At 67.1% G+C, this 16,721-nt stretch carries 14 protein-coding genes; 5 read left to right on the forward strand and 9 right to left on the reverse strand.

Annotated elements, in window-relative coordinates:
• Positions 1-292: 292 nt before the first annotated feature.
• Positions 293-2,125: an SLC13 family permease gene (locus ROR02_RS06630; RefSeq protein WP_147163230.1), complete on the forward strand. Its 1,833-nt coding sequence runs from the start codon at positions 293-295 to the stop codon at positions 2,123-2,125.
• Between the two features lie 129 nt (positions 2,126-2,254).
• On the opposite strand, the gene bluB is transcribed toward ROR02_RS06630, so the two are convergent.
• The gene (bluB, locus tag ROR02_RS06635; RefSeq protein WP_147163231.1) at positions 2,255-2,899 is read right to left on the reverse strand and encodes a 5,6-dimethylbenzimidazole synthase; all 645 of its coding nucleotides are present in this window, start codon (positions 2,897-2,899) and stop codon (positions 2,255-2,257) included.
• 181 nt (positions 2,900-3,080) lie between these two features.
• Between bluB and trpS the strand changes: the two genes are divergently transcribed.
• Together trpS and lysA are read left to right on the forward strand one after the other, a co-directional pair.
• Positions 3,081-4,079: a tryptophan--tRNA ligase gene (trpS, locus tag ROR02_RS06640; RefSeq protein WP_147163232.1), complete on the forward strand. Its 999-nt coding sequence runs from the start codon at positions 3,081-3,083 to the stop codon at positions 4,077-4,079.
• A gap of 158 nt (positions 4,080-4,237) precedes the next feature.
• The gene (gene lysA, locus ROR02_RS06645) at positions 4,238-5,518 is read left to right on the forward strand and encodes a diaminopimelate decarboxylase (RefSeq protein ID WP_147163233.1); all 1,281 of its coding nucleotides are present in this window, start codon (positions 4,238-4,240) and stop codon (positions 5,516-5,518) included.
• Positions 5,519-5,570: 52 nt separating this feature from the next.
• On the opposite strand, the gene ROR02_RS06650 is transcribed toward lysA, so the two are convergent.
• Both ROR02_RS06650 and rimI read right to left on the reverse strand, forming a co-directional pair.
• On the reverse strand, positions 5,571-7,127 hold the full coding sequence (locus ROR02_RS06650) for a bifunctional diguanylate cyclase/phosphodiesterase (RefSeq protein ID WP_147163234.1): 1,557 nt from the start codon (positions 7,125-7,127) through the stop codon (positions 5,571-5,573).
• Positions 7,128-7,243: 116 nt separating this feature from the next.
• A complete protein-coding gene (rimI, locus tag ROR02_RS06655) occupies positions 7,244-7,756 on the reverse strand; it encodes a ribosomal protein S18-alanine N-acetyltransferase (RefSeq protein WP_147163235.1) in 513 nt (170 codons plus the stop codon).
• A 713-nt stretch (positions 7,757-8,469) separates the two neighbouring features.
• Here rimI and ROR02_RS06660 point away from each other — a divergent pair.
• The gene (locus ROR02_RS06660; RefSeq protein WP_170245001.1) at positions 8,470-10,227 is read left to right on the forward strand and encodes a methyl-accepting chemotaxis protein; all 1,758 of its coding nucleotides are present in this window, start codon (positions 8,470-8,472) and stop codon (positions 10,225-10,227) included.
• A 76-nt stretch (positions 10,228-10,303) separates the two neighbouring features.
• Here the strand turns inward: ROR02_RS06660 and tsaB are convergent, their stop codons facing one another.
• The 6 genes from tsaB to hemN all read right to left on the reverse strand — a co-directional run bounded on the left by tsaB (position 10,304) and on the right by hemN (position 15,600).
• Complete coding sequence (gene tsaB / locus ROR02_RS06665) at positions 10,304-10,981, reverse strand: tRNA (adenosine(37)-N6)-threonylcarbamoyltransferase complex dimerization subunit type 1 TsaB (RefSeq protein WP_147163237.1); 678 nt, start codon at positions 10,979-10,981, stop codon at positions 10,304-10,306.
• A complete protein-coding gene (gene ddpX, locus ROR02_RS06670; protein ID WP_147163238.1) occupies positions 10,978-11,568 on the reverse strand; it encodes a D-alanyl-D-alanine dipeptidase in 591 nt (196 codons plus the stop codon). Before ddpX ends, tsaB begins: the two co-directional genes overlap by 4 nt.
• A gap of 59 nt (positions 11,569-11,627) precedes the next feature.
• On the reverse strand, positions 11,628-12,221 hold the full coding sequence (locus ROR02_RS06675) for a malonic semialdehyde reductase (RefSeq protein ID WP_147163239.1): 594 nt from the start codon (positions 12,219-12,221) through the stop codon (positions 11,628-11,630).
• Between the two features lie 229 nt (positions 12,222-12,450).
• Complete coding sequence (locus tag ROR02_RS06680) at positions 12,451-13,017, reverse strand: NifU family protein (RefSeq protein ID WP_147163240.1); 567 nt, start codon at positions 13,015-13,017, stop codon at positions 12,451-12,453.
• Positions 13,018-13,141: 124 nt separating this feature from the next.
• Positions 13,142-14,119, reverse strand: coding sequence for an NADPH:quinone oxidoreductase family protein (locus ROR02_RS06685; RefSeq protein WP_147163241.1), 978 nt, complete (start codon positions 14,117-14,119; stop codon positions 13,142-13,144).
• A gap of 86 nt (positions 14,120-14,205) precedes the next feature.
• A complete protein-coding gene (gene hemN, locus ROR02_RS06690; RefSeq protein WP_147163242.1) occupies positions 14,206-15,600 on the reverse strand; it encodes an oxygen-independent coproporphyrinogen III oxidase in 1,395 nt (464 codons plus the stop codon).
• Between the two features lie 234 nt (positions 15,601-15,834).
• Here hemN and otnI point away from each other — a divergent pair, with 234 nt between their 5' ends.
• Positions 15,835-16,632 carry a 2-oxo-tetronate isomerase gene (otnI, locus tag ROR02_RS06695; RefSeq protein ID WP_147163243.1) on the forward strand — a complete coding sequence of 266 codons (798 nt, stop codon included), beginning with the start codon at positions 15,835-15,837 and terminating at the stop codon, positions 16,630-16,632.
• Positions 16,633-16,721: the final 89 nt, after the last annotated feature.

Consider the following 16,721-nt stretch of genomic DNA (forward strand, 5'->3'; position numbering starts at 1 on the left):
GCGCTTCACAAGCGTGGGCGGCGATTCCTTATCCGCGATCCCCATCCGTGACGATACCGCGCCGATGAATGCTCCCTTCGATTCCCGGAAACGCCCCGGATTCCTTCTATAGGGTGAGGCGTATCCAATCAAAGTTCTGGGCTGAAATGAGAGTAATAATTCAAAGGAGGGTGGATGATTGGGAGTTTTCTGATTTTCATCAGGATAGGCCAAAAACTCCCTTCTTTATTTTTTTGCGTCGGCACGGGTACGGTATCAAACCCCTTTTCCTGCCCCACCCCCAGGAGGACGCATGACCCCCGATCTTGTCCTTGTTCTTGCCTTGCTGGCCGTGGCGGTGGGGTTGTTCGCGCGCGGGCGGCCGTCCATGGACGTGGTCGCGCTCATGGTGATGGCGTGCTTGCCGTTCACCGGCACCGTGACCGCCACCGAGGCGCTGGCGGGGTTCGCGGATCCGAACGTGATCTTGATCGCCGCCTTGTTCATCCTGGGCGAGGGGCTGGTGCGCACCGGCGTGGCCAAGACCCTGGGGGGCTGGATCACCGTGCTGTCGGGAGGGCGGGAAGGCCGGTTGATCGCCGCCCTGATGGCGGCTGCTTCCGGCCTGGGAGCGTTCATGAGTTCCACCGGCGTGGTCGCGATTTTCATTCCCATCGTCTTGCGCGTGGCCCGCGCCATGAAAATTCCAGCCAGCCGCCTGATGATGCCGCTGTCGATGGCGGCCCTGATCTCGGGCATGATGACCCTGGTCGCGACCGCGCCCAATCTGGTGGTCAACGCGGAACTGGCGCGCCGGGGCTACGAGGGCTTCGGCTTTTTCGCCTTCACGCCGTTCGGGCTGCCGGTGCTGGCCCTCGCCATTGGGTACATGCTGCTCGCGCGGCGTTTCCTGGGCGGGGCCGTTCCCGCTCCCGGGGTCGGGAGGACGCGCCGGCCCGGGCTGGCCGACTGGATCAAAAGCTACGATCTGGCCCGGCGCGAGGCCCGCTTGCGGGTTTTGCCGGCCTCCGACCTGGCGGGGCGGCGGCTGGACGAGCTGGCCTTGCGCGCCACCGAGGGCGTGAACATTCTGGCGATCGAGCGCATGGGGCGGTTCGGCCCGCATTTTCTGCGTCCGCGCCGCGAAACCGAATTGGCCGCCGGGGATGTTCTGCTGGTCGATGTCGTCGATCCGCAAGGAGACCTGGAAGCGGTGGCGGCCCGCCATCAGCTGGTGGCGCTGCCCCTGTCGGGGGCCTATTTCCTGGATCGCGCGCAGGAACTGGGCATGGCCGAGGCCCTGGTGCCGCCCGATTCCTCCCTGGTCGAGCGCACCCCGGCCGAGGTCGGCTTCCGCTCGACCCGCGATGTGTCGGTGATCGCGGTCCGGCGCGGCACCGGACGGGTGGAAGGGCCGGCGGCCTCGATCGCGCTCAAGGCCGGGGACCAGTTGCTCCTGATCGGCCCTTGGAGCGCGATCCGGCGGCTCGCGGGCGAACGCCATGACCTGGTCGTCCTGGACCTGCCCGAGGAAGCCGACGACTACGCTCCGGCCCGGGAGCGGGCGCCATACGCGGTGCTGGTGCTGCTGGCCATGGTCGCGGTGATGGCCAGCGGCCTGCTGCCCAATGCCCAGGCCGCCCTGATCGGCTGCTTGCTGCTAGGCGCCTTTGGCTGCGTCAACGCCGCCTCGGCCTACCGTTCCATCAACTGGCCGACCCTGGTCCTGATCGTGGGCATGCTGCCCTTCGCCCTGGCCCTGGAGCGCACGGGCGGGGTCGATCTCGCGGCCCAGGCCTTGATCCAGGCCCTGGGTGAAACCCACCCCCAGGCCATGCTGGCCGTTTTGTTCGCGGTCACGGCCGGGCTGGGGCTGTTCATCTCCAACACCGCGACGGCGGTGCTGATGGCCCCGGTGGCGGTGACCCTGGCCCAGGAGCTGGGGGTCTCGCCCCATCCCTTCGCCATGACCGTGGCCCTGGCCGCCTCCACCGCCTTCATGACCCCGGTGTCGTCGCCCGTGAATACGCTGGTGGTCGGACCCGGGGGGTACCGCTTCATGGATTTCGTGCGCATTGGCGTGCCTTTTTCGCTGCTGACCATGGCGGTGTGCGTCGGGCTGGTGCCCCTTGTCCTGCCGTTCTGAGGCCGGGCCGGTTGAGTTCGCCAGGGAAAAGTGGGCACCGCTTTTCCCGAAAGGACAAACTCACACAAAGGGATCCGGGGTCTGTCCGCTTCAACGTGAAACGGACGGACCTCAACGGGAAGCCCGGGGTTAGCGCTCCAGGACCAGGGCCCGGGGCGCGCGGGCCTGCCAGCCGGCGGTTTCCAGCTCGGGGATTTCCAGGGCCTGGTCGGGCCAGCCGATGCACAGCCAGGCCACGAAGCGCCAGCCCTCGGGCACGTCCAGGGCCCGGGTCACGGTGTCGGGGCTCAGGATCGACACCCAGCCCACCCCCAGGCCATGGGCGCGGGCCACCAGCCACAGGGTATGAATCGCCAGCACCACCGAATAGGCCCGGGTTTCGGGCATCGTGGCCTGGCCCAGGCCGTGGCCCTGGGCCGTGGCGTCGTCGCAGAACACCGCCATCTGCACCGGGGCGTCGCGCAGGCCCTCGACCTTCAAGGCGCCGTAGGCAAGCTGGCGTTCGGCCGGCTGCTGGCTTCGGGCGCGGGCGTTGCAGGCCTGGAAGTCGGCCACGATGGCATCCAGGCGTCCGGCGTCGCGCACCCGCACGAAGCGCCAGGGCTGGCTGTTGCCCACGCTGGGGGCCTGATGGGCGGCGCGCAGCAGGGTTTCGATCAGGGCTTCGGGCACCGGATCGGGGCGGAACCGGCGCACGTCGCGCCGCCAGCGCAGCAAGGTGGCGAAGGCGTCGTGGAAGGTATCGTCGAAGGTCGGGGCGGGGGCCTGGGCCATGGGGGCGCTTTCGAAACAAGGAACGGGGGCGGCGGGACCGGAGCGGTTCCGCACGGGCGCCATACCGTAACGGCTTGGCTTTTCATCCGCCAAGACCTTGACCGCTTCCGGGATATGGTCTACCCCCCGGCGGTTTCATTCTTTTTCTTCTCCCTGTCCTATCCAGCCGTGAGGCGCGTCGATGAACCGCATTTTCTCGGGCGTTCAGCCCACCGGAAACCTGCACTTGGGCAACTATCTGGGCGCCATCCGCAATTGGGTGAGCCTGCAGAACGAGTACGAGTGCGTGTTCTGTGTCGTCGATCAGCATGCCATCACCGTCTGGCAAGACCCCCCGCAGCTGCGCCACGCCATTCGCGAGGTCACGGCCGGCCTGATCGCGGCGGGCGTGGATCCCAAGAAAAACATTCTGTTCAACCAGTCGATGGTGCCGGCCCACGCCCAACTGGCGTGGGTGTTCAACTGCGTCGCGCGCATGGGCTGGTTGAACCGCATGACCCAGTTCAAGGAAAAGGCCGGCAAGAACCGTGAAAACGTGTCGGTGGGCCTGTTCGCCTATCCGAACCTGATGGCGGCCGACATCCTGGCCTACAAGGCCACGCACGTGCCGGTGGGCGAGGACCAGAAGCAGCACCTGGAGCTGACCCGCGACATTGCCCAGAAGTTCAACGCCGACTACGGGGTGGACTTCTTCCCCCTGACCGAACCGCTGATCCTGGGCGAGGCCACCCGGGTGATGTCGTTGCGCGACGGGTCCAAGAAGATGAGCAAGTCCGATGAATCGGATTTCGCGCGCATCAACATGACCGACACCGCCGACACCATCGCCCAGAAGCTGCGCAAGGCCAAGACCGACCCCGAGCCCCTGCCGGAAACGGTGGAAGGGCTGGAAGGGCGCCCCGAGGCCGCCAATCTGGTGGGCATTTACGCGGCACTCGCCAACCTGTCCCGCGCCGAGGTCCTGGCCCGGGTGGGCGGGCAGCCGTTCAGCACCTTCAAGGGCGAGCTGACCGATCTGGCGGTGTCGGTGCTGCAACCCATCAACACGGAAATGGCGCGCCTGCTGGCCGATCCGGCCTCCATCGACGCCATTTTGCGCGAGGGCGCCGAACGGGCCGATGCCATCGCGCGGCCGATCATCACCGAGGTTCACGAGATCGTGGGCCTGTTGCGTCCCTGATTCCCCCCCCGGCCTCCTGCCCCGGCAGGGGGCTGACGCTTTCAGGTTCCCCGCCTGGCGGGGGGCCTTCCGATCCCGGCTCCCCGCCCTGGCGGGGGGCCTTCCCACCCTCCGGCCCCTTGCCCTGACAAGGGGCCTCCTGACCCGCGGACCCGAGCATGGATCACTTCGCCTATAAGTCCGGCGTCCTGCACGCCGAGGAAGTCCCGCTGACCCGGATCGCCGAATCGGTGGGGACACCCTTCTACGTTTATTCCAGCGCGACGCTTGAACATCACTACCGGGTGTTCTCGGAAGCGTTCGTGGGCCAGAACGCCCATGTGTGCTTCGCCGTCAAGACCAACGGCAACAAGGCGGTTCTGGCCTTGCTCGCCCGCCTGGGGGCGGGGGCCGACGTGGTCAGCGGCGGCGAAATGCGCCAGGCGATCGCGGCCGGCATTCCGGCCAAGCGCATTGTCTTTTCGGGCGTGGGCAAGACCCGCGACGAACTGACGGCGGCGCTCGCGGCCGGCATTGCCCAGATCAACGTGGAATCCGAACCCGAATTGCGGGCGCTGTCGGAATTCGCCGCCTCGATGGGGACGCTGGCGCCGGTGGCCCTGCGCGTCAATCCCGACGTGGCCGCCGACACCCACGAAAAGATCACCACCGGGCGCAAGGAAAACAAGTTCGGCATCGATATCGATCAGGCGCCGGCCCTGTTCCGTCTGGCCCGCACCCTGCCCGGGATCGACCTCAAGGGGGTCGCGGTGCACATCGGCTCGCAGATCCTGGACCTGGAGCCGTTCCGCCAGGCCTTTGCCCGCCTGCGCGAGCTGGTGCTGGCCCTGCGCGCCGAGGGGATCAATCTGGAACGGGTGGACCTGGGTGGTGGCCTGGGCGTGCCCTATCACCGCGACGATCCCACCAGCCCGCCGCCCGACGCCTATGCCGCGCTGACCCGCGAGGCGTTTGGCGATCTGGGCGTGCGTCTGATCCTGGAGCCCGGGCGCCTGATCGCGGGCAACGCCGGCATGCTGGTCTCAAGGGTGGTGTATGTGAAGGAAGGCGCGTCGCGCAATTTCCTGATCCTCGACTCTGGCTTCAACGACCTGATCCGGCCCGCCTTCTACGAGGCGTTCCACGAAATCCTGCCCGTGAACCTGCCCGCGCCCGACGCCCCGCGCGAGCCGATCGACGTGGTGGGCCCGATCTGCGAATCCAGCGACATCTTCGCGCGCCAGCGCCTGCTGCCGCCGATCGCGCCGGGGGAACTGGTCGCCTTCGCCACCGCCGGCGCCTATGGCGCGGTGATGGCCTCGACCTACAACGGCCGTCCGCTGGTGCCCGAGGTGCTGGTGCGTGGGGCGCGCTTCGACGTGGTGCGCCGCCGCCCGACCCCGGCCGAGATGGCGGCCCTGGAAACCGTGCCCGACTGGCTGAAGAACCCGGCTTCCTGACGCAAATGGCCGTTCCCGTCTTTCGTGCCGTGCGCGAGGGACGGGGGCGGCCTCAGCGTTTGCCCTTCTTGGCCTGGTACATGGCCCGGTCGCCCCAGCCCAGCAGAGCCTCGGCGCTGTCGCCATCTCGCGGATACAAGGCGATCCCCACCGAGACCCCGACCGTCAGGCTCCCGCCTTGGAACGGAATCGGCGACGTGACGGCCTGGTGCAGTTTGTGCGCGATTTTTCGCGCTTCGTCCGCCCCCTGATCGGGCAGCAAGACAGCGAATTCGTCGCCCCCCAGGCGGGCCACCAGATCCTCGCGACGGACCGCCGCGCCCAGGCGCGCGGCCACCTGGCGCAACACCTCGTCGCCAGCCTGATGGCCGTGGGTGTCGTTGATGGGCTTGAAGCCGTCAAGGTCCAGGTACAAAAGCGCGAACACTCCGTCGTGACGGCGGGTACGCGAGACCTCGCCGGCCAGGCGTTCGCCGAAGGTCCGCCGGTTGGCAAGGCCGGTGAGGGGATCGTGATGGGCCAGGTAGGCCATGTCGGCCCGGCTTTGCAGCAAGGTGGAGAGCAGGCGGTTATAGGCCGCCGTCAGGTGCCCCACCTCGTCGTCGCGCGCGACGGGCAGGGGTTCGAAGGGGATGTCGCCCGAGGTCATGCGGTCGGCCTGCGAGGCGCCATGGCGCAAGGGGCGCAACATGCGCCGCAGCATCCAGGTCAGAAGCACGGCCAGCCCCAGGAACACGACACCCGCCGTGCCCAGCATCACGTCTTGCAAGGCGCGCACGGGGGCGTCGACCTCGCGCGTGGGGAGGCGGGCGACCAGGGCCCAGCCGGTGCTGGGGACCGACGCGATCGCCGCCAGTTCCTCGGTGCCATCCACCCGCCGGCCGATGCCCGTGCCGCGAAAGCCCTTCATCACCGCGTCGTGCTGGGGGTGCAGGCCCTCGCGCGGGGTGGGAAGAAGAAGGACGTCGTAATCGGACGCCCCCAGGAACAGGCGGTCGCGGGGAGAAAGCAGGACAAGCCCGCCGCTTTCGCCCACTTTCGCGGTGTACAGGCCTTCCAGGAAGTTTGAATCCCGAAGCGCCACGGTGCCCACCAGAACCCAGTCGGGGCGCGCGGGGATGGGCAGGGCCAGGGTAACCTCCGGGACGCCCGACATTTCGCCCATCCGGGGCTGTCCCACCGCGAAGCCCGTGCGCAGGGCCTCGGCGAAGAAGGGGGCGTCGGGGTGGGGGGAGGGCAGAAGGGTGTCCTCCTCCTGCCCCAGGATGATCCCCCGGGCATCGGCGATGAACAGGCCCAGGGTAAAAAAGAACCTCCGGTCGCGGCTCAGGGTGTGCCGGCTCAACAAGCCGGGATCAGCCAGGACATCGGGGGGCAGGCGCTGGGCCAGATGATCCAGGTAGGCACGCCGTTGCGTGACGTCCCGGTCAATGACCCGGGCCACGTAGCCCGCGATCGACGAGAGCTGTGCCGCCGTCAGGGCCACCACGTCGCGGCGCAACATGTGGGCAAAAAACAGGGTTTCGCCCACTCCGGCCAGCACCAGCCCGGCCACGCAGAGCGTCACCACCCGAAACGTGAGCGACCGGCTCCCGGCCTTGATGTTCATGCGTCGCGCATCCGGAAAAAGGAGTCCCCACCGTGGAGAAGTTTGGGGGATCCAGGCGACTCCTGGCAAGCAGGCCGGAAGTCGATCAAGGGATGGGATGTGTTTCCCGGGGGCGCTTATCTTGCCGGCACGGACGCGACGTCCCTGGCCACGGACCGGCCCAGGATCAGGGCGTCGGCGGTGGTGCCATCGGTCCGATTGTAATAACGCGGGCGCTGGCCGCGTAACGCGAAACCGTACCGGTGGTACAAACCCAGCGCGGCGGTGTTGTCGCGGGCGACTTCCAGGATCATCGCCGTGGCGTTGGCCTTGGCGGCGGCGCTCAGGGCCGCGTCGAGCAGGCGGCGGCCCACGCCCTGGCGACGACGGTCGGGGCGCACGGCCACGGTGAGAATCTCGGCCTCGCCGGCCACGGCCTGAATCAGAATCATGCCCAGCGGTTCATCCCCCTCGGCCAGCAGGGCGTGCACGCCCGGCAATGCCAGCAGGGCCTTGAGTTCGTCCGCCGGCCACGGGCGTTCGTGGCGGGGCGTGAAAGCGGCGGCGTGCAGCACGCCCAGCACTGGCGCATCGGCCGCCGTGGCCGCGCGAATGGAGAAGGAAGCGGGGGGGGGACCGGAGTCGGGCATGGCGTTCCTGACCTTGGGGAGCAAAAGGGAAAGAGGGGCAAGCGCAGAAGGTTCGGCTTGCGGCCGTCGGGTCGGAGTTTGTGGGTATTCAGTTTAAAATCAAAGAGATAACCAGAATGCTCTGAAGTGTTGAAGTGCAAGTCATGATCTATTTTTAAGGGATTAATGCTCTGCCGTGGGATGTTGTCTATATAACTCTCTCCATTTGATCGCGAGTAAGAGCAAGGGATGCGTCCTGCATCGGCGCGTATAACGCAAGGGAACGTTCTGTTTTGGACTGTTCGACATCGGCGCTTTATGAGATAACCTGTGGGGCGTGTAAAGTTTATTGGCGTTTCTTGTCTTGGCTTTTCTCATTTTGAGAAGGTGAGAATTTTATGGTTAAGCTCTCCCTTGGAGTCCTCTCGATAAATATGTTGAGTTATATTGGTTGATTGTAATGCGCTTGTCTTGCGAATGCCGAGGCATATCTCAGGGTTGTGTGAATTGACATCCCCCGTCGACAATATTGGCGGGGCAAGCTGAAGTATGAAGGCGCTTTGAAGAACAAGGGGTGGGGTGTTCTCGGTCCGAGCCTCCCCGGTCCCTCCTGCCGGAGAGAGCGCCCTCGTCCCCATCGGCGGATGGAGCGTGGAGATCCTCAAGCGATCCGATATTGCCCAGGGCTTCGCCGCCAGTGTCCCGTTTATCGCCAGGAGACTGGCAAGACAATAATGGTATTTTTGTATTTAAGAAGCAGGCTCTCACGATCAAGGTCTTCGCCTCCAAACCCCTATGATGGCGAGTATCCGCACATGAATAATCTCAAGATTAACATCCGCCTTTTGGTTATCGTGGCCGTTGTCATCGTCGGCATGGCCGGCTTGATCGCGGTTACCCTTTACCAGCAATGGAACGCTCTCCTTGATGGCCGACAAACCGCGACACGCGCGGTCACTTCAGCGGCCGAGACAATCATTAATGATCTAAAGAGAAGATCTGAAAATGGAGAGATCAGTGTTGAAGAGGCAAAAAAACAGGCGTTAGCCAACGTCGGCGCGATTCGTTACAATGGGAATGACTATATATCCGTCCTTGATGAAGAAGGTGTTCTGATCGCGTTTCCCGATCCTGTCCTTCTTGGGAAAAACCGAATGGATGCCGTCGATGCGAACGGTGTTCCCTATATCAAGAACATCTTCGCCGCCGCCCGAAATGGCGGTGGAACAACCCGCTACCTCCATAAACGCCCCAACTCGACCGTCAAGTCGGATAAAATCGCTTACAGCGCCTACATTCCCGGATGGGGATGGACCATCCTGAGTGGCGTTTATCTCGACGACGTCCAGGCCATGTTCCGGGACGTGGTGATCCGGGTTCTGACCATTGGGTTTCTGGTCGTCATCGCGGTCGCCGGCATTGCCATCCTGATTGGCCGGACGATCACCAGTTCGCTGGGCGCCGTGACCGCGGACATGAGCCAGATCGCGGCGGGCAACCTGAACGTTGACATTCGTTTCGCCGAACGCAAGGACGAAGTCGGAACCCTGGCTCGCGCCCTGGTAACATTCAAGAAAAACGCCGAGGAAGTCGATCAACTGAGGGTGCGGCAGGAGCAAAATAAAAAAGAATCCGAAAAGGAACGGCGGTCCATGATGCTTGATCTGGCCACTCGTTTCGAATCCAGTGTTTCCGGCATTGTCACGTCACTGACTCACGCCGCCGAAAAACTTAAATCCTCCGCCACGACCATGACCAGCATCGCCGACACCACGCGAGATCAGTCGCAGAAGGTCGCCGCCGGGTCGGAAGAAGCCAGCCAGAACGTGGAAACGGTGGCGGTGGCGACCGAAGAGCTGACGGCGTCGATTGGCGAGATCGGCCGCCAGATCCAGCAATCCAACGTGGTCGCCCAGCAGGCCACGGCCGAGGCGGCGGCGGCCCGGGAAACGGTGGACGGTCTCGCCCAGGCCGCGACCCGAATTGGCGACGTCGTGCAGTTGATTTCCTCGATCGCGGCCCAGACCAACCTTCTGGCCCTGAACGCCACGATCGAAGCGGCCCGGGCCGGCGACGCGGGCAAGGGCTTCGCGGTGGTGGCGGGCGAGGTCAAGACCCTCGCCAGCCAGACGGCGCGCGCCACCGAGGACATCACGCGTCAGATCACCAGCATTCAGGATGCCTCGACCAACGCGGTCAGTGCCATCGCCAGCATTGCCGACGTGATCAACCGGATCAACGACACCTCGGCGGCGATCGCCAGCGCGGTGGAGCAGCAGTCGGCGGCGGCCAAGGAAATCAGCCGCAACATCGATCATGCCGCGGCGGGAACCCAGGCCGTTTCGAGCACCATCGAAGGCGTGCGCGATGGCGCGGCCCGGACGGGAAGCGCCGCCGGCGAAGTCAACACCGCTTCCGGCGACCTGGTCACCCAGGTCGGGCACCTGAAGGACGAAATGGGGCGCTTCCTCGGCCACATTCGCGCCGCCTGAGCGCCGGCCCCCTCCCCCGGAAAGACCCGTTTTCCCGGGGGAGGGCATGGACGCACGGGCAGCGGGTGCCAGGCTCTCAGGCCCACAGGCGTCCCCCGTTGGGCGCGGGGCGGGCGTCGGGGGGGCGCAGATACAACGGCACCGGCGGGCGGACGGCGTCGGCCGGGCGGCGACCGGCCAGGCGGGCGACGCGCACGGGATCGGGCAGGGCCGGGCCGGCCTCGCCAAGGTCCAGGCGCGCGACCCCGTCGCCCACCAGAAGGATCCCGGCCTGGGTGGCGGCGGCGCGGGCGGCGTCGGGGGGGAGGGCCCGGGGATCGTCCAGGGGGCGGGGCAGTCCGTGGGCGTCGCGGCCCTGGAACGTCTGGGCGAACAGGTCGCCGCGCCGGCTGTCGATCAGCACCAGCACGCAAGCGTCGGGCGCCTCGTCCAGCACCGCGTCGGCCAGGGCTTCCCCCACCGTGATGCCTTCCACCGGGCAGCCCAGGGCGAGGCCCAGGCCGCGCGCCGTGGCCAGCCCCACCCGCAGGCCGGTGAACGAGCCCGGCCCCACGGTGACCGCGATCCGCCCCACGGCGGCGGGTTCAAGCCCCGCCTCCTCCAGGACCGAGGCGATCAGGGGCACCAGGGCCTCGGCCTGGCCGCGCTCCATGGGGATGGTGCGCGCGCTCGCGCGGCCATCGGGCAGGGTCACGGCCACCGAACAGGCGGCAAGCGCCGTGTCCAGGGCCAGGGTCGGGGCGGCGGTGCTCACGCCGCGCCCGGGGGCGTCGCGCCCGGAGGCATCATGTGGGTGCCGGCGGCGGCGTCGGAGAGCACGGGGTAGCGATCGCGCGGACTAAAGAGCTGGTAGTGCCACCATTCGTTGCGATAGAAATCCCAGCCGGCGGCGGTCATCAAACCCAGCAGCACGAAGCGGTTGCGCTGGGCCTCGACGCTGATCGAGGTGGCGCCGTGGTACGAGGCCGGGGTCAGGTCGTCGAATCCGGTGCCCATGTCCAGGCACTGGCCGGTTTTGGCATCGGCCAGGGTCAGGTCGATGGCGGCGCCCATGCTGTGGGGCGAGCCCCGGCGGGGATCGCTGATGAAGCGGGGGTCGGGGGTGTGGTTCCACAGCACCCATTGCGCTTCCGAAGGCCGGAAGCCATCGAACACATGCAGCCGCAACCCCTGGCGGGCCGCGAGATCGACGGCGGTGGCCAGGCACCGGGCCGCGTCGGGATGCAAGTAGCAGGCGGCCCGGCCATACACCGGCTTGCCGGTGAAATTGGCGGGCGTGGCATAGACGATGTCCAAGGTCACGCCAAAGCCATCGGCGGTGATTTCGGTCAACTGGGACAAGGCAACGGATCCTTGACGGGGGGCGCGGGCCGGACGGGGCCCGGCGCCCCCGGAGCGGGTCAGACGACGCGACAGACGTCGTCGAAGGCGGGGCGGGGCCCACGGGGGAACAGCCCCGCCGGGTCGCCGTAGCCCAGGTTGCACAGGAAATTGGTGGTCCACGACGGGGTGTCGGCCAGGAAGGCGGCGTCCACCGCCTGGGTATCGAAACCGCTCATCGGACCGCAGTCAAGGCCCAGCGCGCGCGCGGCCAGGATCAAGTAGGCGCCCTGAAGGGTGCCGTTGCGCTGGGCCGTGGCCTCGCGCAGGGCCTCGTTGCCTTCAAACATGCCGAAGGCGTCGGAGGCGGTCCACAGCTGGGGCATGCGTTCGTGGAAGCGGCGGTCGGTGGCGATGATCGCGGTGACCGGGGCGCTCATGGTTTTTTCAACGTTGCCGGGGCTGAGGCACGGGCGCAGGCGCTCGCGCGCGGCATCGGTGGTGACGAACACGAAGCGGGCCGGCTGGCAGTTCATGCTGGTGGGGGCCCAGCGCAGCAGTTCGTGCAACCGGTGCAGCACGTCAACGGGAACGGGGTCCGGCCGCCAGCGCATGTGCGTGCGGGCCTCGCCAAACAACTGGTCGAGGGCGGTCTGATCCAGAACATGGGACATGGGGGGACTCCCTGGTGTCTGGCGCGAGGGACTTCCTCGCGCGTGCTCGGGAAAGGATATGGAAAAACGAGGAGGGGGAAAAAAGGGAGGCAGGCAAGGGAATTGTCCGGGTCCCGCCAGGGCTCCGGAGTCCGCGTTTGTTTTTTCGGGAAAAGGGGCATCCCCTTTTCCCGGGCAGGCTCCAGGGCCCCGGCCCCCTCATGGGAAGGGCAGGAACAAGAAGGCGGTGTCAGCGCACGGCCTCGACCGCGCGCACGGCCGGAATATGGTGGCGCAACAGGGTTTCAACGCCGCGCTTGAGGGTGGCGGTCGAGCTGGGGCAGCCCGAGCACGACCCGCGCATGAACAGTTGCACGACGCCGTCGCGGTAGGCATGGAAAACGATGTCACCGCCATCCTGGGCAACCACGGGGCGCACGCGGGTTTCCAGCAGATCCAGGATCTGGCGGACAACCTCGCGGTCCTCCTCGGGGGTGTCCTCAAGAGCGTCGTCGTCGGGCTGGCCGGCGGCGGCGTCGAGCACCGGGGCATCGGCGGCGAAATGGTCCATCAACGCGCCCAGGACCAGGGGCTTCATCACCGTCCAGGTTTCTGCGTCGCTCTTGGTCACGGTGATGAAGTCGGGTCCCAAAAACACCCCGCTCACGCCCTCGATGTCGAAAAGGCGGGTGGCCAGCGGCGAGACACGGGCGCTTCGCGCGTCGGCAAAGTCGCGTCCGCCGGCGGGCAGGACCGCGCGTCCGGGCAGGAACTTCAAGCTGGCGGGGTTGGGCGTGGCTTCGGTCTGGATGAACATGGACGGGAGTGCCTTTGCAAGGGCGGTCGGAGGAACCCAACCGGCTTTACCAGAGTTGTCCAGTGGGGCTTTCGCCCGACGAGATGGATTGTTCGGGGGGCGAAGTCAAGGCAGGGCGACACAATCACGGCCGCAACACGATCTTGCCGGTCACCGCGCGTGCCGCCAGGGCCTCCAGGGCGGCCTGGGCCTCGGCCAGGGGCCGGCGGGCCCCGACGCGCGGGCCCTTCAGGCGCCCCTGGGCCCAGGCCTCCAGGGCGTCGGCCAGCGATCCCATGACCCGGTCGGGGGCGCGCGTGCGCATGGCGCCCCAGTCGTAGCCGATCACCGACAGGTTCTTGACCAGCAGCAGGTTGGCGGGAGGCGCCGGCACGCGCCCGCTGGCGAAGCCCACCACCAGCAAGCGGCCCTCGGGCGCGGCGCAGCGGATCGAGGCGTCGAAAAGGTCGCCCCCCACCGGATCGAAGACCACGTCAACCCCCCGGCCCTGGGTCAGGTCCTTGACGGCGGCGCGCAGGTCGGGGGTGGCGGCGTCCAGCAGGTGATCGGCGCCCGCCTCGCCGGCCACGGCCAGGCGTTCGGGGCCGGCGGCGGTGGCGATCACGGTTGCGCCCAGGGCCTTGGCGCAGGCCACGGCGGCCAGTCCGACGCCGCCGGCGGCGCCATGAACCAGCACGGTTTCGCCCGCGATCAGCCGCGCGCGGTCAACCAGGCCAAAGTGGGCGGTGCCATGGGCAATGGGAAAGGCGGCCGCTTCGTCCAGGTCGAGGCCCGGGGGCAAGGGGAGCACGGCGTCATGGGGGGCAACGACTTCCTCGGCCCAGCCGCCATGATCCAGCACGGCAAGGACCGGCTGGCCCGGAGGCAGCGCGGGGTCGGGGCGGGTTGTTTCCATGACCGTGCCCGCGATCTCGAACCCGGGCGGGAAGGGGGGTGGCGGCTTGCGCTGGTAGCGGCCCTCGGTCAGCAGGCGGTCGCTGAAATTGACCCCGGCGGCGGCGACCCGGATCCGCACGCTCTCCGGGGGCAGGGGCGGGGGGGGCAGATCAACCAGCCGCAGGCCCGCCGGGCCCGAGGTTCCGTCGCAGACCATCGCGCGCATGGGCCGCTCTCCTCGCGGTCGTTCGTCGAGGGAAAGGCCGGGGAGGATGCCCCTCCCCGGTGCCGGTGGATGGAACGCGGGTTCCGTCAGACGGCGCGGGAGTGCCGCTGCTCGCCCATCTTCAGGTAGCGGTCGAACTTGGCGCACACCGCGCGCACCAGCGGCCGGCCCAGGTCGGTCATGGTCACGCGCAGACCCTCGCGCACCACCACGCCGTCGGCTTCCAGGTCGTCGAGCTGGGCGACCTCGCCCGCGAAGGTGTCCTCGGGCAGGTTGTGGGCGCGGGCGATCTCGGCCACGTCAACGGCCAGGTCGCACATCAGGCGTTCGATGATGGCGCGGCGCACCCGGTCGTCGTCGCTGATGGCGATGCCGCGCTTGGTGGCCAGCTTGCCCTCGCGGATGCGGGCCTTGTACTCGTTGATGTCCAGTTCGTTGACCACGTAGCCCTGCGGCAGGTAGCCAATGCCCGAGGCGCCCAGGCCGATCAGGGTGGGGGCGGTATCGGTGGTGTAGCCCTGGAAGTTGCGGTGCAGATTGCCGTCACGCAGGGCAACGGCCATTTCGTCGTCGGGCGCGGCGAAGTGATCCAGGCCGATGGCAACATAGCCCAGCTGCTCGAAGCGGGCGGTGGCGTTCAGGTACTGATCCCAGCGGGCATCGACATCGGGCAACGTGGCCTCGTCGATCAGGCGCATCTGGCGCTTCATCCACGGCACATGGGCATAGCCGAACAGCGAAACGCGCCGGGGCTTCAAGGACAAGGCGCGGTCCACGGTGTGAATGACCGATTCGGTGGTCTGGTGGGGCAGACCATAAATCAGATCCATGTTGATGTCGGTAATGCCATTGTCGCGCAGCCACTCGAAGACCTGCGCAACCATTTCCATGGGCTGAACGCGGTTGATGGCCTTCTGGACCTTGTCCTCGAAGTCCTGGACGCCAATGCTGGCGCGGGTGACGCCGGCCTTGACCATGGATTTCACGTAGTCGGCGGTGGCGGTGCGCGGATCCATTTCCAAGGCGACCTCGGCGTTTTCCGACACGCCAAAGCGTTCGCGCAGGAAATCCATGGTGCGCTGGAGATCGTCGCCGGTCAGGATGGTGGGCGAGCCGCCGCCAAAGTGCACGTGCGTGACGTTGAGCGGGCCGGGCAGGTGGTTGGCGACCAGGGTTGCCTCGCCCAGCAGGGCTTCCAGGTAATCGGCCACCGGCTCGTAACGCTTGGTCACGCGGGTGTGGCAGCCGCAGAACCAGCACAGATCAGCGCAGTAGGCGACGTGGATGTACAAGGACGCCGGGCTTCCGGCCGGCAGTTCCGACAGCCAGGCGGCGTACTGGTCCGGCCCGACGCCGGCATTGAAATGCGGCGCCGTCGGATAGGACGTGTAGCGCGGCAGGCGCAGGTCGTACTTTGCCGACAACTGCTGGACCCGCGCACTGGAGACCAGGGGAATCACATTCGACGTCTCGCCACCCATCGGAGCCGCTCTCCCGCCTTGTGGTATGGATAACCCCGCCGGGCGGGGCTGCTGGACCCCCTCGCCAAGGGCCTGTTCCCGGTCTAGGATGGCGGGCCGGCGGCGGCGGATCCTCGAACGGGGCAACTTCCCCCGGCCCCGGCGCGACCTGCGTGGTGTCGCGGCCTTGAGGCGGGAAGTTCGGCCCCTGGGTCGTGCTTAGCGCCTCGTTTCACGTTTGTCCAGGATATCCCCATGCCGCGTTTTGCCGCCAACCTGTCCACGCTGTTCACCGACCGGCCGCTGGAGGCCCGCTTCGCGGCCGCCGCGGCGTGTGGCTTCCGGGGGGTCGAGCTTCACTTCCCCTACACCTTGCGTCCCGAGCGCCTGGGCGACCTGGTGGCCATGAATGGCCTGGAGCTGGTGGTGTTCAACGCGCCCCCGGGCGACTGGGCGGCGGGCGAGCGGGGGCTGGCCGCCTTGCCGGGGCGCGAGGAGGAGTTCCAAGACAGCATCGAGCTGGCCTTGTCCTACACCGAGTTCACGGATTGCGGACGGCTCCATGTCATGGCCGGCGTGGTCGAGGACGAGGAGCAATGGCCGCAGTCCCTGGAAACCTATGCCGCCAACCTGGGCTGGGCGGCGGAGCGCTGCGCCGAGGAAGGGGTGGCGGTGCTGGTGGAGGCGATCAACCTGCAAGACATGCCCGGCTATTTCCTCTCGCGTCCCGACGACGCGGTGCAGCTGCTTGAGATGGTCGATCACGATAATCTTCAGATCCAGTACGATCTGTATCACGCCCAGATCATGCAAGGCGGCCTCACGGACTTTCTGGAAACCCACCTGGAGCGGATCGCCCATGTGCAGGTGGCGGGCGTGCCCGGCCGCGCCGAACCCGATGCCGGCGGGGAAATCAACTGGCCTTACCTTTTTAATCTTCTTGATGCCCATGGCTATCCGGGCTGGGTGGGATGCGAATACACGCCTCGTCTCGTGACCGAGGCCGGCTTGCGCTGGGCGCGTGATTTCGGCATCACGCCTCCGGCCGTGTAAGAGGCCTCCCAAAGCGCGAGGGGCGAGCGGGGCCCCGGCCAGGGCAATCGGGTGAACCGATTGCCCTGGACTCTTTCAGAGCCCTCAAA

It is taken from the genome of Pararhodospirillum oryzae (assembly GCF_007992075.1).
GTDB classification, from domain to species: Bacteria; Pseudomonadota; Alphaproteobacteria; order Rhodospirillales; family Rhodospirillaceae; genus Pararhodospirillum; species Pararhodospirillum oryzae.